Annotated in this window: 24 protein-coding genes and 2 pseudogenes; 7 read left to right on the forward strand and 19 right to left on the reverse strand. The window is 62.8% G+C overall.

Annotated features, from left to right (window positions below; genetic code table 11):
* The first annotated feature begins 62 nt into the window (after positions 1-62).
* From K6M89_RS15020 to K6M89_RS15030, 3 genes are all read left to right on the forward strand, one after another.
* On the forward strand, positions 63-1106 hold the full coding sequence (locus K6M89_RS15020) for a LacI family transcriptional regulator (RefSeq protein ID WP_097579754.1): 1044 nt from the start codon (positions 63-65) through the stop codon (positions 1104-1106).
* Between the two features lie 101 nt (positions 1107-1207).
* On the forward strand, positions 1208-1822 hold the full coding sequence (locus K6M89_RS15025; protein ID WP_097579753.1) for a C39 family peptidase: 615 nt from the start codon (positions 1208-1210) through the stop codon (positions 1820-1822).
* A 33-nt stretch (positions 1823-1855) separates the two neighbouring features.
* Complete coding sequence (locus tag K6M89_RS15030) at positions 1856-2932, forward strand: D-alanine--D-alanine ligase family protein (protein WP_222139971.1); 1077 nt, start codon at positions 1856-1858, stop codon at positions 2930-2932.
* Between the two features lie 36 nt (positions 2933-2968).
* On the opposite strand, the gene K6M89_RS15035 is transcribed toward K6M89_RS15030, so the two are convergent.
* From K6M89_RS15035 to K6M89_RS15045, 3 genes and pseudogenes are all read right to left on the reverse strand, one after another.
* Complete coding sequence (locus K6M89_RS15035) at positions 2969-3586, reverse strand: class I SAM-dependent methyltransferase (protein WP_222139972.1); 618 nt, start codon at positions 3584-3586, stop codon at positions 2969-2971.
* Positions 3587-3679: 93 nt separating this feature from the next.
* Positions 3680-4175 (reverse strand): annotated as a pseudogene (locus tag K6M89_RS15040) (GNAT family N-acetyltransferase).
* 23 nt (positions 4176-4198) lie between these two features.
* Positions 4199-4692, reverse strand: a pseudogene (locus K6M89_RS15045) (GNAT family N-acetyltransferase).
* A gap of 237 nt (positions 4693-4929) precedes the next feature.
* On the opposite strand from K6M89_RS15045, the gene K6M89_RS15050 reads away from it, so the two are divergent.
* Positions 4930-5307 carry a VOC family protein gene (locus tag K6M89_RS15050; protein WP_222139973.1) on the forward strand — a complete coding sequence of 126 codons (378 nt, stop codon included), beginning with the start codon at positions 4930-4932 and terminating at the stop codon, positions 5305-5307.
* A 173-nt stretch (positions 5308-5480) separates the two neighbouring features.
* Here K6M89_RS15050 and gnd read toward each other — a convergent pair whose 3' ends face one another.
* Positions 5481-6932: an NADP-dependent phosphogluconate dehydrogenase gene (gene gnd, locus K6M89_RS15055; protein ID WP_222139974.1), complete on the reverse strand. Its 1452-nt coding sequence runs from the start codon at positions 6930-6932 to the stop codon at positions 5481-5483.
* A 236-nt stretch (positions 6933-7168) separates the two neighbouring features.
* On the opposite strand from gnd, the gene K6M89_RS15060 reads away from it, so the two are divergent.
* Both K6M89_RS15060 and K6M89_RS15065 read left to right on the forward strand, forming a co-directional pair.
* A complete protein-coding gene (locus K6M89_RS15060) occupies positions 7169-7567 on the forward strand; it encodes a polyketide cyclase (RefSeq protein ID WP_096769433.1) in 399 nt (132 codons plus the stop codon).
* The gene (locus tag K6M89_RS15065; RefSeq protein WP_004669769.1) at positions 7568-7927 is read left to right on the forward strand and encodes a VOC family protein; all 360 of its coding nucleotides are present in this window, start codon (positions 7568-7570) and stop codon (positions 7925-7927) included.
* A 279-nt stretch (positions 7928-8206) separates the two neighbouring features.
* Here the strand turns inward: K6M89_RS15065 and K6M89_RS15070 are convergent, their stop codons facing one another.
* The 15 genes from K6M89_RS15070 to K6M89_RS15140 all read right to left on the reverse strand — a co-directional run bounded on the left by K6M89_RS15070 (position 8207) and on the right by K6M89_RS15140 (position 21674).
* Complete coding sequence (locus tag K6M89_RS15070; protein WP_222139975.1) at positions 8207-8896, reverse strand: PAS domain-containing protein; 690 nt, start codon at positions 8894-8896, stop codon at positions 8207-8209.
* Between the two features lie 143 nt (positions 8897-9039).
* Positions 9040-10002 carry a lipid A biosynthesis lauroyl acyltransferase gene (locus K6M89_RS15075; protein ID WP_222139976.1) on the reverse strand — a complete coding sequence of 321 codons (963 nt, stop codon included), beginning with the start codon at positions 10000-10002 and terminating at the stop codon, positions 9040-9042.
* Positions 10003-10008: 6 nt separating this feature from the next.
* Complete coding sequence (locus tag K6M89_RS15080; RefSeq protein ID WP_004669770.1) at positions 10009-11037, reverse strand: zinc-binding dehydrogenase; 1029 nt, start codon at positions 11035-11037, stop codon at positions 10009-10011.
* 152 nt (positions 11038-11189) lie between these two features.
* On the reverse strand, positions 11190-12476 hold the full coding sequence (locus tag K6M89_RS15085) for a beta-ketoacyl-ACP synthase (protein ID WP_097579746.1): 1287 nt from the start codon (positions 12474-12476) through the stop codon (positions 11190-11192).
* Positions 12477-12486: 10 nt separating this feature from the next.
* A complete protein-coding gene (locus K6M89_RS15090) occupies positions 12487-13692 on the reverse strand; it encodes a beta-ketoacyl-ACP synthase (RefSeq protein ID WP_097579745.1) in 1206 nt (401 codons plus the stop codon).
* Complete coding sequence (locus K6M89_RS15095) at positions 13689-14171, reverse strand: 3-hydroxyacyl-ACP dehydratase FabZ family protein (protein WP_097579744.1); 483 nt, start codon at positions 14169-14171, stop codon at positions 13689-13691. The genes K6M89_RS15090 and K6M89_RS15095 overlap by 4 nt, the downstream gene beginning before the upstream one ends.
* Positions 14172-14288: 117 nt before the next feature.
* Positions 14289-14567: an acyl carrier protein gene (locus tag K6M89_RS15100; RefSeq protein ID WP_003540486.1), complete on the reverse strand. Its 279-nt coding sequence runs from the start codon at positions 14565-14567 to the stop codon at positions 14289-14291.
* A gap of 299 nt (positions 14568-14866) precedes the next feature.
* Complete coding sequence (locus tag K6M89_RS15105; protein ID WP_222139977.1) at positions 14867-15295, reverse strand: L,D-transpeptidase; 429 nt, start codon at positions 15293-15295, stop codon at positions 14867-14869.
* A 150-nt stretch (positions 15296-15445) separates the two neighbouring features.
* Positions 15446-15646 (reverse strand): ECs_2282 family putative zinc-binding protein, encoded by a 201-nt coding sequence (locus K6M89_RS15110; protein ID WP_184314424.1) that lies wholly within the window; start codon positions 15644-15646, stop codon positions 15446-15448.
* 87 nt (positions 15647-15733) lie between these two features.
* The gene (gene cbiB / locus K6M89_RS15115) at positions 15734-16714 is read right to left on the reverse strand and encodes an adenosylcobinamide-phosphate synthase CbiB (RefSeq protein ID WP_097579741.1); all 981 of its coding nucleotides are present in this window, start codon (positions 16712-16714) and stop codon (positions 15734-15736) included.
* Complete coding sequence (locus tag K6M89_RS15120) at positions 16711-17796, reverse strand: threonine-phosphate decarboxylase (protein WP_222139978.1); 1086 nt, start codon at positions 17794-17796, stop codon at positions 16711-16713. The genes cbiB and K6M89_RS15120 overlap by 4 nt, the downstream gene beginning before the upstream one ends.
* The gene (locus K6M89_RS15125) at positions 17793-19100 is read right to left on the reverse strand and encodes a cobyrinic acid a,c-diamide synthase CobB (RefSeq protein WP_222139979.1); all 1308 of its coding nucleotides are present in this window, start codon (positions 19098-19100) and stop codon (positions 17793-17795) included. Before K6M89_RS15125 ends, K6M89_RS15120 begins: the two co-directional genes overlap by 4 nt.
* Positions 19097-19936, reverse strand: a complete 840-nt coding sequence (cobA, locus tag K6M89_RS15130) for a uroporphyrinogen-III C-methyltransferase (RefSeq protein ID WP_097579738.1) — start codon at positions 19934-19936, stop codon at positions 19097-19099. The genes K6M89_RS15125 and cobA overlap by 4 nt, the downstream gene beginning before the upstream one ends.
* A 298-nt stretch (positions 19937-20234) precedes the next feature.
* Positions 20235-21185, reverse strand: coding sequence for a nucleoside hydrolase (locus K6M89_RS15135; protein ID WP_222139980.1), 951 nt, complete (start codon positions 21183-21185; stop codon positions 20235-20237).
* A 69-nt stretch (positions 21186-21254) separates the two neighbouring features.
* The gene (locus tag K6M89_RS15140; protein WP_222139981.1) at positions 21255-21674 is read right to left on the reverse strand and encodes a cobalamin biosynthesis protein; all 420 of its coding nucleotides are present in this window, start codon (positions 21672-21674) and stop codon (positions 21255-21257) included.
* 99 nt (positions 21675-21773) lie between these two features.
* Between K6M89_RS15140 and K6M89_RS15145 the strand changes: the two genes are divergently transcribed.
* The gene (locus K6M89_RS15145; RefSeq protein ID WP_064682417.1) at positions 21774-22559 is read left to right on the forward strand and encodes a TSUP family transporter; all 786 of its coding nucleotides are present in this window, start codon (positions 21774-21776) and stop codon (positions 22557-22559) included.
* Position 22560 lies beyond the last annotated feature (1 nt).

Consider the following 22560-nt stretch of genomic DNA (forward strand, 5'->3'; position numbering starts at 1 on the left):
CTTACGGCGCTTGAAAAAGCCTCTATAAGCGACACCAATTCGCGCGAGGCAGGCCTACAGGGATGGAAAACAAGGGAAATTTCGGGCAAGCAGCATCGGTGCCGGCGGCGCGCGAGCGCCCGACATTGAAGACGATCGCCTTCATGACCGGCCTTGGCGTGACGACGGTGTCGCGCGCGCTGAAAGACGCGCCTGACATCGGGGCCGAAACCAAGGAGCGAGTGCGCATGGTCGCCCGCCAGCTCGGCTACCAGCCGAACAGGGCGGGCGTGCGCCTGCGCACCGGCAAGACCAACGTCATTGCCCTCGTCCTCAGCATCGACGAGGAGATCATGGGCTTCTCGAGCCAGATGGTCTTCGGCATCTCCGAAGTGCTGTCCGGCACGCCCTATCATATCGTCGTCACGCCGCACTCCCACAGCAAGGACCCGATGCTGCCGGTGCGCTATATCCTCGAGACCGGCTCGGCCGACGGGGTCATCATCTCGCGCATCGAGCCGGACGATCCGCGCGTGCGGTTGCTGACCGAGCGCGGCATGCCCTTCGCCACGCATGGGCGCACCGACGCCGGCCTGACGCACCCCTTCCACGATTTCGACAACGAAGCCTTCGCCCATCAGGCGGTGGAGCGGCTGGTCAAGCGTGGTCGCCGGCGCATTGCCCTGCTGCAGCCGCCGAGCAAGCTCACCTATTACGCCCATATTCGGATCGGCTTTCAGACCGGCCTTCACGATTATGTCGCCGAGGAGGTGCCGCTCCGGGTCAACACCGACGCGCCGCTTGCCGATATCCGCGACGTTGTCGAGGTGATGATGCGCTCGGCGAACGCCCCTGACGGCATCGTCTGTTCGGCCGGCAGCGCGGCGATCGCCGTCAATGCCGGCATCGAGGCCGCCGGCAAGGCGCTGGGGCGTGATCTCGACATGGTGTCCAAGCAGTCGGTGCCGATCCTGAACTGGATCCGTCCCGAGATCATCACCGCCCAGGAGGACGTGCGCCAAGCCGGCCGCGAAATGGCCAAAGCCGTCATCGCCCGCATCGACGGCGTCGAGCCGGAACTGCTGCAAAGCATCAGCCAGCCGATCTGGCCAGAGAACGGCCGATAGGGCGGGAGAATGAACCCTGCCCAGGATTCGCAAGCCGGCAGCGGCTCGAAAAAGCCAAGATTGCCCGTCATCTCACAGCGAGTCACGGGGATATCGACAGAATGCAGCAGAGCGGCGTGCCCTATTTCAGCCAATGGGAAACACCCGGCATGACGCTGCCGGTACTTGCCGAGGGCTCGCAAGCCCTGCTCAGCGATCCGCTCTGGCGTCATTCGGGAGCCGGCACCATTGAGGAATATGCGCGCTGGGCCGTCAATGTCTGCGGCATGGCCTGTCTGAAGATGATCCTTGCCGCCCGTGGCGAAATCCGTCCGACCATCGAACTTGCCCGTGCCTGCACCGCCTACGGCGGTTATGTCGTCAACGAGATCGACGCCTCGATCAAGGGGCTGATCTACGCGCCCTTTGTGCGCTTCGCAACCGAGCGTTTCGGGCTCGACGCCGAGACGATCACCGGCATCGAAACCTCGGCCATTCCTGATCTTCTGTCGAAGCGCCGGTTCTTCATTGCCTCGGTGCATTCGGCCATTCGCTGGCCGGAGCACAAACCGCCATCGAAGGGCGGCCATCTGGTGCTGGTGACAGCAGCCTCGCAGGAAACGGTCCGCTTCCACAATCCATCCGGCCACGACGAGGCCAGCCAGGCCGATGTAACGCTGCCGCTTGCCGTCTTCGACCGCTTCTTCGCCAATCGCGGCATATCGGTCGACGCCTGACCCTTTCAAAACCTGATCCTTCCGGAGGCTTGCATGAACCCTTCCCCCAACAGGCTGCGCATCGCCGTGCTTTTCGGCGGCCGCTCGGCCGAGCACGAGGTGTCCGTGCTCTCGGCAACCAACGTCATGGGTGCGCTCAAGCCCGAAAAGTATGACGCCTTTCCTATTTTCATCACCCGCGAGGGCCAGTGGCTCACGAGCAGCTTCGTGGACGGCGCCTTGGCGACACCTTCATCGGGCACGGAAATCTGCCTCGTGCCGGGCGGCTGCGGCCGGGTGATGGCAATCCCCGCCAATGGCGCACCGCATGAGTTGGCGGCGATCGACATGCTGTTTCCCGTGCTGCACGGCCTCCATGGCGAAGACGGATCGGTACAGGGTGTGGCGCAAGTGGCGCGTGTGCCGCTTGCAGGCTGCGGCATCCTCGGTTCGGCCGCAGCGCTCGATAAAGAGATCGCCAAGCGGCTGCTCAGGGCGGCCGGCCTGCCGGTCGCCCGCGCCGTAACGATCCATGAAGGGACGGCCCCGTCGCTCGCAGCGCTCGAGGGCGAACTCGGCCTGCCGCTGTTCATCAAGCCGGCGCGCCAGGGATCGTCGGTCGGCGTCGTCAAGGTTCATGCCAGCCAGGAATTCGCAGGCGCTCTTGCCAAAGCCTTCCGCCACGATCGCACCCTGCTCGCCGAGGAATTTATTGCCGGCCGCGAGATCGAATTCAGCGTGCTGGAGGATGCGGCTGGAAAGCTTTTCGTTTCACGCCCCGGCGAGATCGTCCCGGCGGAAAGCCACGGCTTCTACAGTTACGACGCGAAATATATCGACGAGACGGGCGCGGCGCTGAAGGTGCCGGCCGAGCTGCCGCCCGAGGTCGAGTCCGCCATGCGCGACGCAGCGGCAGAAGCCTTCCGGGCCGTCGGCTGCGACGGGATGGCGCGCGTCGATTTCTTCCTGACCCCGGACATGCGCTTCGTCATCAATGAGCTCAACACCATCCCCGGCTTCACCGATATCAGCATGTATTCCAAGGCGATGGCGGCAAGCGGCGTCAGCTATGCCGAAGTCATCGACCGGCTGGTGGAGCATGGCATGGCGCGCGCCGGCCGGACTGCCTGAGGCAATGTCGGATAGCGGATGGCGGCGAGGTAAACCTCACCGTCTGCGAAAGACACACCACTGAAAGGACTGCCGGCCGCCGCCCGGTGTCGTGTGCTCCTCGCGCCAGTCGCGTTCGAGCGTGAAGGCGGAGGAAAATTCGGTCGCAAGCGCTGCCGCGTCGTAACGCTGGACCGGCAGGCCGCTGCACCTTTCCGGCCCGTCTGGCGCGAAAGTCGCGATGATCATGATGCTTCCCGGCGCCGTACCGGTTTCGAGGGCATGGCGATAGGCCAGCCGCTGCCCGGGATCGGTCAGGAAGTGAAAAACGGCCCGGTCGTGCCATACATCGTACCGGCGGTCAGGTTTCCAGGCGGTGACGTCGGCAACCAACCAAGTGATTCGAACCGCTTCGTCCCCGAGCCGCGCCTTGGCGACGTCGAGCGCCGGCGCGGCGATATCGAGCACGGTGAGATCGGACCAGCCGCGCTCGACGAGACAGTCGACAAGGCTCGATGCCCCGCCCCCCACATCGATCAGCGAAGCCGAGGCCGGCAGTTGCAGCTCATCGAGCACATGTAACGAAGGCCCGGGCGTCGGCTGATACCAGCTGACGCTGTCGGCCGCTTTCGTGCGATAGACCTCGTCCCAATGTTCCCGTTTCGCGTCTGTCATCCGGCACCCCATCTCTTGCAGAGCCCGATCCTGACCTATCAAGATGTAAGGATTGAGACGTCCGTCAACTGGCTTACGCCTGCGAACCTGATCTCACGAAGCCGAGTGACGATAGACAGGATCGGTTCGGGCCGCCGTGGGGTCGAGACATGCCCCCAGCCGTTCGGCAACGGCAACGGATGCGGCATTGCCGGGAGCGATATAGCTGACCAGCGACGGCAGCTTGAGTGTCGAAAAGGCCCAGTCCCGCAGCGCCAGGGCCGCCTCGGTCGCATAACCCCGGCCCTCATGGCCCTCATAGACACCCCAGTTCCTTCTCAGGAAAGAGCGGCCCATGATTGATCCCCACCTGGCCGACGCACTCGCCGCTCTCAGCAAGGTCGATCATCAAAGCCCCATGCCCGAAAAGCTGCCAGAGCGCCACGTCGTGGCAGAACATCCCCCAGGCGGCCCTGAGATCGAACGGACCGCCCATTCCGGCGGACCGCGGCGAAGCCATCAGCCGCGTATAGGCTTCGAAATCGTCGATCTCGGGCTTCCGAAGAATCAGCCGCTCGGTTCGGAGAGTAATCGCGCCGGTTCCGGACATGTCATCGCCTTTCTGCTGAACATCTAGCTTTCGAACGCCGGAGCGAACCGAAGCATACCGCTCGGCGCCGGCCCCTGGAGGGCAATGTGCTGGACGAGCCGCGTATCGAGATCGTGATAGCTGAGTCTCCCGTCGCTGCTGAAGCCCGCTCCGCGATAGACGTCGGGAGTGCCGATCAGCGCGCATCCGCTCGCGCCCATCTCCTCTAGCAATTCCAGCCCCCTGGCGATCAGCGCCTTGCCGATGCCCTGCCGCTGCCTGTCCGGCTTGACCGATATCGGACCCAGCCCGAACCAACCCGCATGGACGCCGTCGATCGTTACCGCGAAAACGCCACATGCCCGAGAATCTCGCCGTCCTCTTCGGCAACCAGCGACACCGTCAGATCGCCGCTGGCGCGAAGCCTCCGGATGATCGCCGCTTCCGTGCCGGCGCTGTAAGCCATCGGCTCAAAAGCAATCGATGTCAGATCATGGATCGCGTCGATATCATCGGGCGTCTCGATTCGGATGAGCATCTTTGTCAATTCCCAGGCGTGTTGTCTCGCGCAAGCAAGTGTCTTATCCCATTGAAACGAAATGTCGTAGATCCGAGAGAATCCTGCGGGAATCCTCTACCCTCTTCCGCCGGAGATTTTCCGAGGATATAGACTGAGGCCCGTGGGCACCGTCCTGCTGATCGAAACATCGGAGCGTCACATCTCTGCCGGCACCGTCCGGAGGCTGTGTGCGTCTTCGCAATCAGAGGTTCTGCGATGAATGATATCGCCGATCACGGTGTTCGTTTCGGACGAATTGCCGCCATGCTGCCAGTCAAGGACATGACCAAGGCCTACGATTTTTACGCCAATGTCCTCGGCTTTAAGAAAATATTCGAGAACGGAAATCCTGTCGGCTTCATGATCCTGAAGCGCGATCGGGGCGAGCTGCATCTCACCCTACAGCCGAACCACAAGGCTGCGGACTTCAATGTCGCTCACCTGATGGTCGTCGATGTCGACGCGCTGCATGCGCTTTGCCGGCAATATGGGCTGAGAATCATCAAAAGCCTTCAGGACAAGGACTACGGATTGCGGGCTTTTGTGTTCGAAGATCCCGACGGCAACCGCATCGACGTCGGTCAACCGATCTAGCCGGGTCGATGGGCACTGGATGGGGAATGCGGATACAGTCCCCATCCAGTGACGCTGGAAAACACCGGAATCTGCGGCGAACGCCGGATCAAGACTGGTGCCGGGCCGGCTGTGGGCTGTGAAAAAGCCCGACGCAACGGCCGGGCTCTTCCTCGATCTCTTCTCGGCAAACCTCAGAAGGTCGCCGCACCGCTGCCCCAGGGGCCGTGGTGGAAATCCTTCCCGTCCAGGCGGTCGAAGCCATGGGCGCCGAAGAAATCGCGCTGGGCCTGGATGAGGTTGGCTGTTCCCCTGCCCTGGCGGTAGGCGTCGAAATAGGTGAGTGCCGAGGTCAGCGCCGGCACCGGCAGGCCGGCCGAGATGGCGGCAGCGACAACACGGCGCAGCGCCGGGATCGATTCCTTGACCATCTCGGAGAAGGCAGGCGTGACGATGAGGTTCGCAGCGTCCGGCGCCTTGGTGAAGGCCGAGGTGATCTCGTCGAGGAACTGCGAACGGATGATGCAGCCGGCGCGCCAGATCCGGGCAATGGTCGGCATCGGCAGCGACCAGTTGAACTCGCGCGAGGCTTCCGCCATCACCGCGAAGCCCTGGGCATAGGCGCCGATCTTGGCGGCAAAGAGCGCCAGTTCCAGATCCTTGTTCAGCTCGGGACCGTAAGCGATCGGGAAGGAGACGGCCTGCGTGCCGAAGATCTTTTCCGCCGCTTCGCGCTGCGACTTCATCGAGGAGAGGCTGCGGGCGGCGACAGCGGCTTCGATCGCCGTTGCCGGAATGCCCATGTTCTGCGCTTCGATCGCCGACCATTTGCCCGTACCCTTCTGGCCGGCCTTGTCGAGGATCATATTGACCATCGGGCCGCCGGAAACCGGATCGGTCGCCGCAAGCACCTTCTCGGAAATCTCGATCAGGTAGGAGTTCAGCCGGCCCTTGTTCCATTCCCCGAAGATGCCGGAGATGTCGGAGGCACTCTTGCCGAGGCCGTCGCGCAGGATGCCGTAGATTTCGGCGATCATCTGCATATCGGCATATTCGATGCCGTTATGAATGGTTTTGACGAAATGGCCGGCGCCGTCATTGCCGAGCCAGGCGACGCAGGGCTCGTCATTGTAGCGGGCGGCAATAGAGGTCAGCACCTTCTCGACGCGCTTCCAGGACTCTTCGGTGCCGCCGACCATGATCGACGGACCATGCCGCGCACCTTCCTCGCCGCCGGAAACACCCATGCCGATAAAGGTGAGATCGGTATCCTTGAGGCGGTCGAAGCGGGCGACGGTGTCGCGGAAATTGGCGTTGCCGGCATCGATCATGATGTCGCCCTTGGAGAGGTGCGGGCGCAGCGCCTCCATCTGCTGGTCGACGGCATCACCTGCCTTGATCATGATGATGATCGGCCGCGGCGGCCGGATCGCGTCAACGAACTCTTGGATGGTCTTGCAGGGAATGATCTGCTTTTTCAGATCGCCGGCGCTTTCGTAGAATTCGTCGGTTTTCTCAGGCGTGCGGTTGAACACCGCAATTTTATTGCCTTTCTCCGCGATGTTGAGCGCCAGGTTGGAGCCCATGACCGCAAGGCCGATCAGTCCGATTTCTGCCTTTTCCACGACAAACCTCCGATGTGTCATTTGGACCGGTGTTGTGGCACTGTCTCGCTCAAACGGCAAGTCTGCCAAGGGTCTAATCGGTTCGCAAAAGCCAATGAAATGAAGCTTTCAATACCGGCTTGTCCGACAACCTGCCATCTGATCGGCCACCAGCCATGTGGTGTGACCTGCCCTTAGCGCACCTCTAACGCCCTATCTCGTGTTATCATAGTTCGGGTTATTACTCTCGCTCGACCAAGATCAAGGATCTGCAAGCCATGTCGACTATGCCCGCAAAAATCATCCACCAATCGATCGAGCGTGACTGGCGCGACGTCTACGACTTCGCCGGCAAGCCGGAGAATATGCCGCTCTGGGCCTCCGGCCTCGCAAGCGGCCTTGAGCCAAACGGCGCCGACTGGATCGCCCATGGGGCTCTCGGCACTGTCAAGGTGAGCTTCGTGCCCGCCAATGAATTCGGCGTGATCGACCATACCGTGACGATCGAATCCGGTCTCAGGGTCTATAATGCGTTGCGCATCGTTCCGAACGGCGATGGTTGCGAGATCATGTTTACGCTGCTGCGTCTGCCCGGCATGACCGACGCGCAGTTTTCCGCCGATGCCGCCCATGTCGAGAAGGACCTCGCCATGCTGAAAGCCCTGATGGAGAGATAGATGGCCGATAAGTCAGAAAACCACGATCGCCGCATCGATTATGTCGAGTTCAACGTCGCCGACATTGCCGCCGCCAAAGCCTTTTACGGCTCTGCCTTCGGCTGGCGTTTCACCGATTACGGGCCAAACTATTGCGAATTCGACGATGGCCGTCTGAAGGGCGGCTTCACCGATTTCGGACCCGTGCGCCCGGGCGGCCCGCTTGTTGTCGTCTATGCCAATGACCTGGAGGAGGTGTTGACCTCGGTGGAAAGGGCCGGCGGCACGATCTGCAGGCCGATCACCGACTTTCCCGGCGGCCGCCGCTTCCATTTCCTTGATCGAGACGGTTATGAGCTCGCCGTCTGGGCGACGGCGTGAACGGATTAGAGCCTTTCCTAGTTAGCTTGACGCATTCTGTTGGCTCAAACGGAGTCGGATGGTCGACCGGCCGGCGCGCGTCGTAGCCTGGCTCTACGGCCAAGCCGGCCGGTCGATCAGTCGGCCCGTTTCAGCCAACCCGAAGGGCCGGGCATCTTTCCGCCAGGATCAGAGGCGATCGGCTCGGACGTACCATGAGGTATGCCCATCGCCAATCGCCTCTGCCCCGACGAAAACCTGCTCCGGCAGAATGCTTCAAGCTAACCAGGAAAGGCTCTACTAATCCATTACAATCAGAGCGCCGATCACCGTGCCGCCGGCATCGCGCAGTGGCGACATGCGACAGCGCACCTGCCGCGATGCGCCGTCGCCGGTCGCCCGCTCATAGGTGTAGTCGATCTGCTTGCCGGCGAAGCAGGCATCCAGCTTGTGCCTGGCGCATCCGGCAAAGCGTTCCTCGCCGATGAATTCGGAAATGTGACGGCCGATGAGCTCCATCGGCTTCCTGTCGAGATGAGCGCTGTTGGCCGCATTGGAATAGAGGTAGCGATAGTCCCTGGTCAGCACCGCCACCCGATCCGGCAGGCTTTCGAGGATCGCCGCATTGAGAAACTCGCCGTTGTCGGTGTCGGGCACATAGGCCGCCGGCGGCTCGATGCGGACATCCTGCGGCGAAGGCACCCGCCAGTCCGGCGCATGCGTGCCGAAATAGCCATCAAGCAGGTAGGAAAGCACCCCCGTATATTCCCGGACGCTGGCGCTGTCGTCGGCGTCCCGGGCGATGAGATGGCTGACGAACCGCAGCTGCATGTAGACTTCGAGCAGATTGGCTGCCCGGCATGCCAGGATCGCCTCGACCAGCGGCTCGACATGCCGGTCGAGCGACATGACGCGTTGGTCATCGCCCAGGCGTATGGCTTCCTCTATTTGCGTGCAACGCAAGGAAAAGGCCCGAAAAAGCTCTAGCAAGACGCCTCACTCCCATTGTCCCCAGGCGGTGTGTCCATAACCGACATGGCTGCATGCGCCTTACGGTAGATTTTACTCGCGCCCTGGTGGTGACGGGTAACATGAAGTGTACTCGGTTTCAATCCGAGAGCACCTGCCGCTTTTCACCGCTGATAAATGGGGGGTGGACCTTCTTGCGCGAGCGTCTTCTTGATCTGCCAGCGGTCGTGATACCAAAGCCACTGTTCCGGATATTCCCGCACCCAGCTTTCCACCTTGTCGTTGAGCAGCTGGGCCGCCGCCGGCAGGTCGAGATTGCCTTTTTCGTCGCGCGGCATATCAAGCCGCGGTTCGATTTCCAGGCGGTAGCGGTTTCCCGGCAGACGAATGCAGCGCGCCGGATAGACCTCGCAATCGAACTGGCGCACCAGCTTCGGCAGCAGCGGATTGGTCTTGACCTCGCGCCCGAAGAAGGTGCCCTTCAGCCCCTTGCCGAATTTCTGGTCGACGAGCACGCCCACCCCCTGGCCCGCTTCCAGCTGACGCGCGAGCGCGAAGGAGGAGCCGGCATGAGACGGCACCAGCTTGCCCATGCGGGCGCTGCGGAAGTCGAATACCTTCTTGGCGACATAGGGATTGTTCGGCGGCCGGAAAAGCACGGTCACCGTCAGCCCGAAGGCAGCACCCGCCACCGGCAGCAGCTCGAAATTGGCGGTATGGCCGGTGAAGACGATGAAGGGGCGCGGATTGTCGCGCAGGTCGAGGAAGATCGGAATGCCCGAGACCTCCACCCTGCCCGGCTCCGATTTTTCAGGATCATAGTCGAACAGCTGGTCGAGGAAGACGTATTCGGCCGCAAGCCTTCCCATATTGCCCCAGCTGGCGAGCGCGATCTCCTCGATCTCGGCCTCGCTCTTCTCGGGAAAGGCGTTGCGCAAATTGGTCAGCATCAGCTTATGGCGGCGCGTCCGCCGGCCGAGGCGACGCATCACCTTATCGGCAAAGCGGATCGCGCCATCTGCAGGAAACAGCTTCAGCAGGTTCAGGAAGCCGAACATCGCCTGCGCCACCAGCCATTGCTGGAAATTCCTGAGTGCCAGGACGATACGGGTGATGATCAGCTTCACGTCAGGTCAGTCCATCTTCAGGATGATCTTGCCGAAGATCTGGCGCGATTCCATCCGCTCCAGCGCCCGGTCGATATCGTCGAAGCCGACTTCGGTATCGATGACGGGATGGACGAGTCCGCGGCCCATCTTCTGCATGGCATCGGCCATGTTTTCCATGCGGCAGCCGAAAGATCCGAGCAGCTTCAATTGCTGCTGGAACAGCATCATCAGGTTCATCTCGGTCGAGACACCCGAGGTCGAGCCGCAGGTGACGAGACGCCCGCCGCGCTTCATGCAGAGCATCGAACCGGCCCAGGTATCCTTGCCCACATGTTCGAAAACGACGTCGACGCCCTTCTTCTTGGTGAGCTTGCGCACGACGCCTTCGAAGCGGTCGGTGCGGTAGTTGATGACGTGATCGGCGCCGAGTGCCTTGGCCTTCTCGATCTTGTCGTCGGAGCCGACAGTGGTGATGACAGTGCAGCCGATCTTCTTGGCCAACTGGATCGCCGCCGTACCGATGCCGGAACCGCCGGCATGGACAAGGATCGTTTCACCCGGCTCGAGTTTGGCATTGTCGAAGAGCATATGTTCAACCGTACCGAAGGTGACGGGCGCAAGCGCTGCACCGATCGCATCGACGCCGGGAGGTGCGGGAACGAGCAGACGCGCCGGCAGGTTCACTTTCTCCTGCGCAAAGCCATCGAGATGGAAGCCGTGCACGCCGGAAACGTGTTCGCAGAGATTGTCGCGGCCTTCACGGCACGGACGGCAGAGGCCGCAGGTGCGCGCGCCATAGATCGAGACGAGCTGGCCGGGCAGAACGTTTGCCACGCCCGGACCGATTGCCTCGACGACGCCGGAAGCTTCCGCACCGATGACGAGCGGCATCTTGCGCTTGGCGAATGCCATGCCGCGCCAGCCCCAGACATCGATATGGTTCAGCGCAACCGCCTTGACGCGCAACGTCACTTCGCCGGCTGCCGGTGCATCCGGTTCCGGCAGGTCGGTGATCTCAAGCTTGCGGTCATCGATCAGTTGCAGCGCGCGCATGATATATAGTTCTTTCCTCTACGTGGATCGTCGTCATGCTCGGGCTTGTCCCGAGCATCTGCCAGCGGTCATTGAGTGACGCAAGTAGATCCTCGGGACAAGCCCCGAGGATGACGTCAAAAACCACTTCGTCCCAAAATCAAGGAGGGTCTCTAAGCCGGTTCGAGCGCCATGACAAGGCTGGCATTCTGCCCGCCGAAGCCGAAGGAGTTGGAAAGCACGGCCGAAACCTGGGCTTCCCTCTTCTTGTTCGGCACGACATCGAGCACGATCGACGGATCGGGATTGTTGTAGTTGATCGTCGGCGGCAGCGTGCCCGTCAGCATCGTCTGCAGCGAGAACACCGCCTCGACCGCGCCCGCCGCCGTCAGCGTATGGCCGATCATCGACTTGTTGGACGACACGGGAATGCCGACCAGCTTCTCGCCGAAAACGGCGGACATCGAGCCATATTCCATCTTGTCGTTCTCAGGCGTCGACGTGCCGTGCGCGTTGATGTAGCCGATACCGCTCTCGTCGATACCCGCATCGGCAAGGGCCGCGCGGATCGTCGCGATCGCCGGGCCGCCGTCGGGCGAAGACCGGGTGCGGTGGAAGCTGTCGGCCTTGTCCCCGGCGCCCTTCATGATGCCGAGCACCTTGGCGCCGCGAGCGACCGCCGATTCCAGCGATTCCAGCACCAGGGTCGCAGCACCTTCAGCGATGACGAAGCCGTCGCGATCCTTGCTGAACGGCTTGGAGGCCTTGGTCGGCGGATCGTTCTGCGTCGAAAGAGCAGACAGCAGCGAGAAGCGGATCAGCGCTTCGGCGCTCAGGGATCCGTCCGTGGCGACGGTCAGCGCGCGGTCGGTGCGGCCCTGGCGGATCGCCTCGATGCCGAGCTGGATCGCGGTCACACCGGAAGCACAGGCCGTCGACAAGGTCACGGGAAGGCCGCGCGTGCCGAACCGGTCGGCAAGACGCTCGGAAATCGCGCCGAACAAGGCCGCCTCGTGGAACGCCGGGTCGGGCCGCTGGCGCAGCGCCGTCAGGAAGCGCTCATAGGCATCACCGGGATGGTCGGCAGCCGGCGAACGGTCGGCGAGTTCGAAACGGGCGCTCCATTCCGGCTCGATCGGCGGCGCGGCAAGAAACAGCGGGCCGTTGAAATCGCCTGACAGACCAGCATCGGCCAGCGCCTCGATCGTTGTCTCGCGCGCAAAGGCATAGGAGCGCTCGACGGCGTTCGGCACGGGAATCTCGATGAAATCGACGGTGCCGGCGATCCGGGTCGACAGGCCTTCGGTCGGAAAGCGGTTGATCGCGTGGATCCCCGAGGTGCCGGAGGAAAGGGCGGCCCAATTGTCCTTCAGGCCCTGGCCCAGCGACGTGATGATGCCCATGCCGGTCACTGCGACGATCGGCCGGCCGAGATGATCCTTGTAAGCGGAAGCTGTCATATCTCTCTCCTCACGCCTCTGCGGAAAGAACGGCGACGCCCTCGCCGCGCTGGTGTCCGACTGTCGTTACGACGGCGGCTTTCGTGCCCACCTTCATCGGCGCTTCATGAGCAGCGTCGAAGGGCGGAACCTTGGCCTTGGTATCGATGGCAAGGGCTGCAAGCGCCAGCCCCAGCGGGAAATGCGCCTCGATCGTATGACCGGACACGCCGCCGAAGCCGCGGATCGCAGCACCTGGAAGCTGATGCTCCAGCACAGCCTTTTCGCGGGCGGCGATTTCATGCATGCCGGTCGAGCCGGAGAAGATCGCCGTGCTGTCCGGCGGCAGGTCGGCGGCAGGCTTCAGCAGCCGCTCCATGCGCACTTCGAAATTGCCGGCGCTACGGCTGCCGCGGTCGCCCTCGACGGCGCTGATCGTCGCATAGATATGCGCGCCGCGCTCTTCCGCGTGCTTGCGCGATTCCAGCACCAGGAAGGCGCCGGCCGAACCGGTGATCATGCCGCCGCCCCCGAGGCCGGAGCGCGACCAGAGCGGCGCCCATTCGTCGCGCGTATGCGCGCCGATCGCTTCAGTGAGCAGGATCATGTCGGGACGTTCGGCAGCAAAGGCGCCGCCGACAAGCGCATGGGTGGATTCGCCGGAACGGATCCGCCAAAAGGCCGTCTCGACGGCGGAAACGCCTGAAGCTTCCTCGCCCATGAAGGTGCGCGAGGAGCCGGTGACCTTGTGAACGATGGAGATGTTGCCGGCCAGCAGGTTGGAAAGCTGCGCCAGGAACAGCGTTGGTCTCAGCTCCGTCGTCAGCTTCTCATTGAGCAGCAGCTCCCGGTCATTGCGCTTCAGGCCCTCGTCGACGATCAGCGTATCGACGTTGATGTCGCGCTCGCCGCCGCCGGCGGCCACGATCATGTCCATCGTGCCGCAGGCCTCGATATTGTCCTTGAAGCCGGCATCGTCGAGGGCCAGACCCGCTGCGAAGACGCCGATGCGCTGCCAGTTTTCCATCTGGCGCTGGTCGCCGCGCTTGGCGATCTGCTGCGACCAGTCGATCTCAGGCAGCGGATGCACCGGATAGGGTTTGAACTTCTCGGTCTCGACGATCGCCTTCGGCGCACTTTCGGCCGAAAGCAGCGCGATATGCGCGTCCTTGCCGACACCCTGGCAGGTAACGATGCCGACGCCCGAAATGACGACGTCGTTTGCAGCCTTGCTCATCCAATCACTCCCTGCGCTGCGATCGCTTCGAGAAGCCCGACTTCGCCGGCGCGTTTTTTCACGATATCGCCGAGCGGCACCTCGCTGAAGGGCATGGTGCGCAGTTTCAGCTGCGCATCGCAGACCTTCTTGCCGCCGCTGGTGATCTTTGCCTTGGTGACCGCGAAGCCCGAACCGTCATGCTCCAGCACAGCCTCGATATCAAGCACGGCTTCCGGCTCGACAAAGGCGCGCATCTTGGCGCCGTCGACCGACATGAGGAAGGGCATGGCGGCAAAATCGGTGGCGGCAAGCACCAGCATGCCGGAGGCCTGCGCCATGGTTTCGATCAGGAGCACGCCGGGAACGAGCGGCATGCCGGGAAAATGGCCTTCGAAGACGGGGCTTTTGGCCGGCACGACGGATCGTGCCGCAAGCGTCCCCTTCTTCAGGTCCACCGCTTCGACGCGGTCAATCATCTGGAAATATTCCAGCAGCATTCGGATCCTCCGGCCACACGGGCAAAATCCGCCCGCCGGTGACGCCTACTTAGGAACGAAACCGCCCGGCCGCCATATTCAGGGCGGCAGGGCGTTCAAAAAAGACTGATATGTCGCTCAGGCCTTGGCTGCTTTGAGCTCGTCGATCTTGGCGCACAGGTTCTTCAGCACGAAATACTCTTCGGTGGAAACCTTGCCCTCATTGACTTCCTGCGTCCACTTTTCGAGCGGAATCTTGATGCCGAATTCCTTGTCGATCGCAAAGACGATGTCGAGGAAATCGAGGCTGTCGATACCGAGGTCGTCGATCGTATGGCTCTCCGGCGTGATCGTGGCACGATCGATCTCGCTGGTTTCTGCAATAATGTCGGCAACTTTATCGAATGTAGCGGTCACGCGCTGTACCTCATGAAATGACGATTTAAACCCCCTCATAGGCAAATCCATTTCAAAAGCCAATGCTTTCGTCCGGGCGTTGCGGCAATTTGGCAATCAGGTGTTGCCTAAACAGCAATGGAGTGCCGGACGTTCCAGAGTGTTGCGCAAACCCTGAAAGGCGATGCAAGGCCCTCTCGGCGCGAAATGGGAGGCTGACCGAATCAAAATAGGTAACGCGCTCGATGCGACCAACATCCGCATCTGAGTTTGATCGGGATCAAATCGCGCCGAATTCAGGTTCAGGCGCTGATCCGGGATCAGCGCGTGATGACCACCCGGGTATTGGTGAGACCTGCCTGCCGCGCCAGCGAAAAGAACTCCGCCGCATTATCGGGATGCAGGCGAACGCAGCCATGCGAGGCCGGCCTGCCGAGACGCTTTAGATCAAAGGTGGCGTGAACCGCGTAACCACCGTTGAAAAATACCGCGTAAGGCATCGGCGCGTTGTCGTATTTGCGGGAGCGGTGATCGCGCGACAGCCATTTGGCGCTCCACGAGCCGGTCGGCGTGACATAACCGTTGCGCGCGGTTGAAACCTTCCAGCGATACTTGACGAAGCCGTTCTCGGTGACGGTCATCGTCTGCTTGCCGATGCTGATATTGGCAACCAGCGTTGCTGCCTCAGCCGCAACCGGAGAAAACTGCAGCAATAAACTTGCGGCCGCAGCTGCAAAAATCGTCTTCATGATAACCCCTCTTCGCACCCGCGCAGTTTGATTGCGCCCTTACGGCAGAGAGACTACGACGATACTTATTATATAGCTTTAACCCGAATGGTAATCACAATTCTAACGAGCGAAAGCGTGACCGAGACGCCGCAAGACAGCGGCGCTTGTTCACTGAATCTTACGCGCCGCCGACGGTCGCTTGAGCTGCTGGTAGGCCTTGTTCATCTTCTCGCGGATCGAGGCCATCGTCCCGAGATTATGGCCGCACGCCGCGCAGGTGATGATGTCGGTCTCCCGGATCTCGGGGCGCTCGAATTTCATCTTGGTGCTCTTGCACTTCGGGCACGGCAATTCAACCTGCACTGTCATTGCTCTTTTCCGGTCTGATGGAGATAGGAGGCGCTTCGCATAAACCTTTGCAGCGGGAGTGTCCACTGCGGTGCCTCACGGCACATCCTACAAGAAACATAAAAACAATCCGAAGATCAGACCGGTAAGCACCATGCAGCTGGCATAGAACACTGACACACCGTCTTCGATATCGCCGGCGGTGGCAACGTCCCGGCCGGCGTTGTTGATCATCGGCTCAGTCACGATGACACCGCCGTAGATGCGCGGGCCGGCGAGCTGGACGTTGAGAGCGCCGGCCATTGCCGCCTCCGGCCGGCCGGAATTCGGCGAGCGGTGCAGGCCGCCGTCGCGCATTGCCACCCGGATCGCCTCGCGGCAGGGGCTCATGCCGCGCCGGATCCAGGCGCCGGCGGCGATCAATAGGACGGAGAGCCGCGCGGCCGGCCAGTTGGCGATATCGTCCAGCCGAGCCGCGGCCCAGCCGAAATCGATGTATTTTTCCGACCTGTGGCCGATCATCGAATCCGCCGTGTTCAGCATCTTGTAAGCGAGCAGGCCCGGCAGCCCGAGCACGGCATACCAAAGGGCCGGCGCCACGACGCCGTCGGAGAAATTTTCTGCAAGGCTTTCGATCGCCGCGCGGCAGACGGCCGGCTCGTCGAGAGTCTCGGGATCGCGCCCGACGATGCGGGAGACGGCGCTCCGGCCGCCGGCAAGCCCCTCGCCGCGCAGGGCCGTAGCGACGGCCGCGACATGATCGGCCAGGCTCTTTTGCGCCAAGAAGATCGCCACCAACCCGGCCTCCAGCACGAGGCCGGCAAGGCCGAAGAGCGCGAAAAACCGGTCGAACACGAAGCCTGCAGCGATCGACAGCACAAGCAGCGCCAGAATCGCCGCAACGCCGTTCATCCGGCGCTGAGAGCCCGTGAGGCTTGAGGGATTGAGCTGCTGATCGGCGTAAGAGATCGCCGCGCCGAAGATGACGACGGGATGCGGCACCCGCGACCACAGCCATTGCGGATCGCCGACGATCCGGTCGAGCAGCAGCGCCAGAAGCAGCACGAGGAGGTTTTCGTCGATCATCATCGCTCAAATCCTTGAAGGGCTGCGCCAAGCCGTCTGTCCGCCGCCGGATCGGGCGTCAATCCGAAACGCAGCCAATCCGGCGCATAATCGAACTTGCGGACGAGAATATGATGCCGGCAAAGATGCGTGTAAATGTCGCTCGCCCTGCTATCGGCGACAAGCGTGAACAACGCCGTTCCCCCCCTGCTCCGCAACCCGGCAGCGCTCAGCGCCGCCTGCAGCGCGGCGCTGCGTTCATCGAGAAAGCAGCGGATCGCAGCCACGTCCGAACCAAGCAGCGAGGCGGCAAGCGACAGCGCCGGGCCGGAGACCGCCCAGGGGCCAAGCCAGTCCTCGAAACGCGCGAGAATATCCTCGCGCGCGATTGCAAAACCGAGCCGCAGGCCGGCAAGCCCGAAGAACTTGCCGAACGAACGGAAGATTATCAGATTGGGAAGGTCTTGCGCCCGGGCTGCGAGGCTTAGCGCCGGATCCGTGTCCCCGAAAGCCTCGTCGACAACAAGCAGCCCATTTGCCGATTTCACCCTGTCGTGCAGTGCTGCCAACGCTTCGGCCGGCCATATCCGCCCGTCGGGATTGTTCGGATTGACGACGACGGCAAGCCGATATTGGCCGCCGATCGCAGCGATATCGTCGACCGCATCGACGGCATAACCGGCCGAGGCGAAGGCGCGCGCATATTCGCCATAAGTCGGCGACACCACGGCGACTTTGTCGTCCGTCACGGCGACTTTGTCGTCCGTCACGGCGACTTTGTCGTCCGTCGCGGCGACCCTACCATCCGTCACGCCGAGCTGGCGTACCTGACGAAGCAGGCGCGGCAGAAGCTGGATCACCGATTGCGTGCCCGGCACCGGCAGCGGCAGTATCTCGCCGCTGTCATAATAATCCCGCGCCGCCCGCCTTGCCTCATCGACCAGATAGCTGTCCGGCAGACGGTGCCAGGCCCTTGTCGGGATCTCCGGCAGGGCGAGCGGGCATGGATTGATGCCGGTGGAAAGGTCGAGCCAGTCCTGCGGCCTGCCGCCAAAGGCGGCGGCTGCGGCGGTGATGCCGCCGCCATGGGCGATCGGCGCGCTCATCCGGCCGCTCTCGCAAGGTCGATCAGATGCATGTAGGAGCCTGCCACCTGACCGCGCCGGAGCCCGACAGCACCGAGATCAGTGCCGAGCGCATCTTGCGCTGTAAACAGCCGCTTTCCCTCCCCCTCGGAGACGACTGTTGAATAGTGGAATTCATGCGCGGTCATGGTCCGCGCGAAGAAGGCGCCGTCAAGCGGGGTCACACGGCGATAGCCGAGATGGCGCCGGCGCTTGGCATAGCTGGTGACAACAGGTAGCAGGCCGAGCATTTCGTGGCGCCTGCCCTCAGCATCGATCAGTCCATCGCCCAACACCATGTAGCCGCCGCACTCACCGTAGATCCGGATGCCGCGCGCCGCCGCATCGAGCATGCCGGCCCGAAAATTCTGCGCTTGGGAAAGCCGCCCGGCATGCAGCTCGGGATAACCGCCCGGCAGATAGATCGCATCGGCATCAGCGGCCGGCGCCTCGTCGGCAAGCGGCGAGAAAAAGGAGATATCCGCCCCGCGGCGCCGCCAGCCAAGCAGCATATGCTCATAGGAAAAGGCGAAGGCGACATCGCGCGCCACGGCAACCCGGGCGCCGATCGGCATCAGTCGGTCGATATTGGCCACCGACGGCCGGTTGAGGCCCTGCCTTGCGATGCGCAGCAGGAATTCGAAATTGCACTCCTCGGAAACGGCGTCCGCCGCATGGTCGATGAAATTCTCGAGGGTGGCATGTTCGCCGGCCTGGACGAGGCCGAGATGGCGTTCCGGCAAGGCCAGCGCCTTGTCGCTGCCGATCACCGCGATAACAGGCATGCGAATCGCTTCGAGCGCCTGACGCAGCATCGCCTCGTGCCGCTCGCTGCCGACCTTGTTGAGGATGACGCCGGCAACGCGCACATCGGCCCGGAAGCCGGCAAAACCTGATACCAGCGGCGCCACGGACTGCGACATGCGCGAGGCATCGACGACGAGCACGACGGAAAGACCGAGCTGGGCGGCAAGATCGGCTGCCGTCCCCTTCCCGTCAGCCGCCCCGTCGAACAGCCCCATCATCGCCTCGATCACGAGAATGCGGTCACCGGAACGGTGCAGCGTGGCATTGGCCGAGATCAGCTCCGGTCGCATCGCCCAGGGGTCGAAATTCAGACAGGGCGTGCCGTTTGCCGCAGCATGGAAGGCGGGATCGATGTAATCGGGCCCGGCCTTTCCCGCCGCGACCGCGATGCCGCGCCGGCGAAGCGCCCTCAGCAGCCCAAGCGTTACCGTCGTCTTGCCGGCGCCGGAGGAAGGGGCTGCGATCAGAAGGCCGCTCATGCCGTCACCTTGCCGGAGCGCCCAAAAGGATCAGGCTGCAGCCGCCTGCCTGCAAGGGCGCCGAGCCAGTCGAGCGAAGCCCGCAGCCGCACCACTTCACCGACCACGACGATCGCCGGCGGCTCGAGCCCGGAGGCTTCAGCTGCATCGGTCGCTTCGCCGAGCGTCGTCTCCAGCACCTGCTGCGCGCCGGTCGCCGCGTTGCAGACGAAAGCGACGGGCTCGGACGCCGGGCGGCCCGACGCCATCAGATTGGCGCTGATCTGGCCGATATGCTTCATCGCCATATACATGACGATGACGGGAGAACCCTTGCCGATCGCTTCCCAATTGATCGCATCGGGCACAATCCCGGAGGAATCATGGCCGGTGAGAAAGGTCACGGCATGATTGATCTCCCGATGCGTAACCGGAATGCCGGCATAGGCAAGCCCACCGATGCCGGCGGTAATGCCCGGCACGATGCGGAAGGGGATGTTGTGCTCGACCAGCGTCAGCGCCTCTTCCCCGCCCCGCCCGAAGACGAAGGGATCGCCGCCCTTCAGCCGCAGCACTCGCTTGCCGGCGCGCGCCAGCTCCACCAGCCTGAGCGAGATATCCCGCTGGTTGGCGGAGGGCTTGCCGCCGCGTTTGCCGGCATATTCCAGTTCCGCGCCTGGCCGTGCGAGCTTCAGACAGTCCTCGTTGACCAGCGCGTCATGCACGACCACATCCGCCTCCGCCAATCCCTTGGCGGCAAGCAGCGTCAACAGCCCGGGATCGCCGGGACCGGCCCCAACGAGCCAGACGCTGCCCGGCCCCAGCGCCGGCAAATGTGAGAATGGGCTGTTCATCATTTTGTTGATCTAGGCCCACCAAGGATGAAGGTCAACGCCGCCCGCGCCACCTCACTTGAAGTTGCTGAGTTGACGATGATTCACTTTGCGAGGAGGCGGATTCGAATTCTCCGTAAATCCGGACAAGGCTATGAATGTTATAATGAATAACGCTCACCTCCCTCGCGGCGTCATCCTCGGCCTTGTGCCGAGGATTCTGCTGCCGTAACAAACGGAGGCAGATGCTCGGGACAAGCCCGAGCATGACGAAAGAGGCGTTGGCGGCGTGGCCAGCAGTCTGCACCGGCCTGCAGGCCGGTCAGGCCCGAAGCAGCGTATCGCGGATCAGATCGATCGCCTTTTCAGACTCGATTCCCGTAGCGACGATCTGGCTCGGCAGGCCGTCCCAGTCGCCCGGCGGGAAGCGGCGGCCATCCGGTTTGATCACCGTCTGGCCGTCGGCGATACCGCCGCAGACGACGCGCACCGCGCCGGTGATGGTGGTGAAAAGCTCAGGCGCCACGACGTAAACGGCAGCGCAACTGTCATGCACCATCATGCCGTCATCGACCGCATGGGTGTAGAAATCGATGTAATGCTGCGACAGCCCGTCGAGCAGCTTCACCGCCGCGTCGCCCTTGGCCGCCATTGCGCCGAGATAGCTGCGGCTCATCGTGGTGATCGAGGTGACGTCGAGGCCGATGACGACCACCTTCCAAGCCGCCGTCATGACGATATCTGCCGCCTCGGGATCGCCGTGAATATTGGCTTCGGCGACCGGCGAGACGTTGCCTGGCACATAGAAATTGCCGCCCATGATGACGACGTCCTTCACCAGGACGGCAATCTCGGGGTCTTCCTTCAGCGCCATCGCCAGATTGGTCATCCGCCCGACGGCCACCAGCCTGACCTCGCCGGGATTGGCCCGTACCGTGTCGATGATGAAGCGGTGCGCCGGCCGGGGATCGAGCGGCAGGTCGATCGTGTGCGGTACCTCGATATTGCCGAGGCCGTTATCCCCATGCACCATGGCCGGCCATTCCCGCTCGGCGCGCGCCGCATCGATGGTGACGCTCGCGCCCTTGGCGACGGGTGCCGGAATATCCCATTCCCGCTTGAGGAAAAGCGCATTGCGCGTCGTCGTCTCGACCGAGGCATTGCCGAAAACGGTGGTGATGCCGATCACATCGATCTCGGGATGGCGGTGCAGGAAAAGAAGCGCCATGGCGTCGTCAACGCCCGGGTCAGTGTCATAAATGACCTTGTGCATGATTGTCCTCTAGATATAAATCGCTGAGCTGCCGGTTGGCGCCGCGAGTTGCCGCCAACATAACGACCGTCAGGCTTTCTGCAACCCGATGCGGGCAATCGCCGCTGTCGCATGCGCGGATTTGATCTTGCCGAGCACCAGTTCGGCATCCGCGCCGATCGCCGCAAGTGCCGCCGATTCCGCCACGCCATGGCAGCCGACGCGGGCAAAGACGATGGCGGAGGGATTTTTGAGCCGCGGCGTTTCCTCCTCCAGCCGCGGTGCGTCGAAGAAAACGGCAGGTACGGCAAAATGCGCCGCAATGGCAAGGATCGCCGCTTCTTGCCCGCGGCTGTCGATGGAAGCGATGGCAGCAAGCTCCGCCCTGCCGATGCCGGCCGCTCTCAGCGCCTCGCCGGCAAGCGCCAGCACTTCCGCAGAAGGCGTCCCGCGCTCGCAGCCGAGGCCGAGCGCATATCGCCTCGCCCTATCGAAAGAAATATCACTCATGGAAGCCGTCGAATGCGCTCTCGCTGTCTCCTCGCAGCCATTGCAGCTTGGAGGGGGAAATGCAACAAGACCGGTTGAACGCTCTCCTGGAATAGCCTCTTGCCTGACATCGCCCTCCATCTGCTTCTGCTGCTCTGCGCGGCTGCCTTCTTTGCCGGTTTCGTCGATGCCATCGCCGGCGGCGGCGGCCTCATCACCGTCCCCGCCATGCTGATTGCCGGCATTCCGCCGCTGCAGACGCTCGGCACCAACAAGGTACAGTCGATCTTCGGCGCCGCCTCGGCAACGCTCGCCTATGCCCGCAAGGGTCATGTGCAGCTGCACGAACAGCTGCCGATGGCGCTGATGGCCGTGATGGGCGGTGCGATCGGCGCTGCCCTTGCAACCATCGTGCCCGGACAGGTGCTGCAGGCGATCATGCCGGTGCTGCTCCTGGCGATCGCGATCTTCTTCGCCGTCAAGCCGAACCTCAACGATCTCGACAAACACCGGATCATCACGCCTTTCGTCTTCGGCCTGACCTTCGTGCCGGCCATCGGCTTTTACGACGGCATCTTCGGCCCCGGCACCGGTTCCTTCTTCATGCTCGCCTTCGTCACGCTGGCCGGCTTCGGCGTGCTGAAGGCGACCGCCCATACCAAACTTCTCAATCTCGGCTCCAACCTCGGCGCGCTCATCGTCTTCGCGAGTTTCGGCGCGATCCTGTGGAAAATCGGTCTGTTGATGGGTATCTGCCAGTTCCTCGGCGCCCAGCTCGGCTCACGGCTTGCCATGCGCATAGGCGCCAAGCTGATCAAACCGCTGCTCGTCATCGTCTGCCTGGCCTTGGCGGTAAAGCTGCTCGCCGACCCGGCAAATCCGCTGCGTGTCTGGCTCGGCGCCTAAC

This window comes from Rhizobium croatiense, from assembly GCF_019793465.1.
Classification (GTDB): Bacteria; Pseudomonadota; Alphaproteobacteria; order Rhizobiales; family Rhizobiaceae; genus Rhizobium; species Rhizobium croatiense.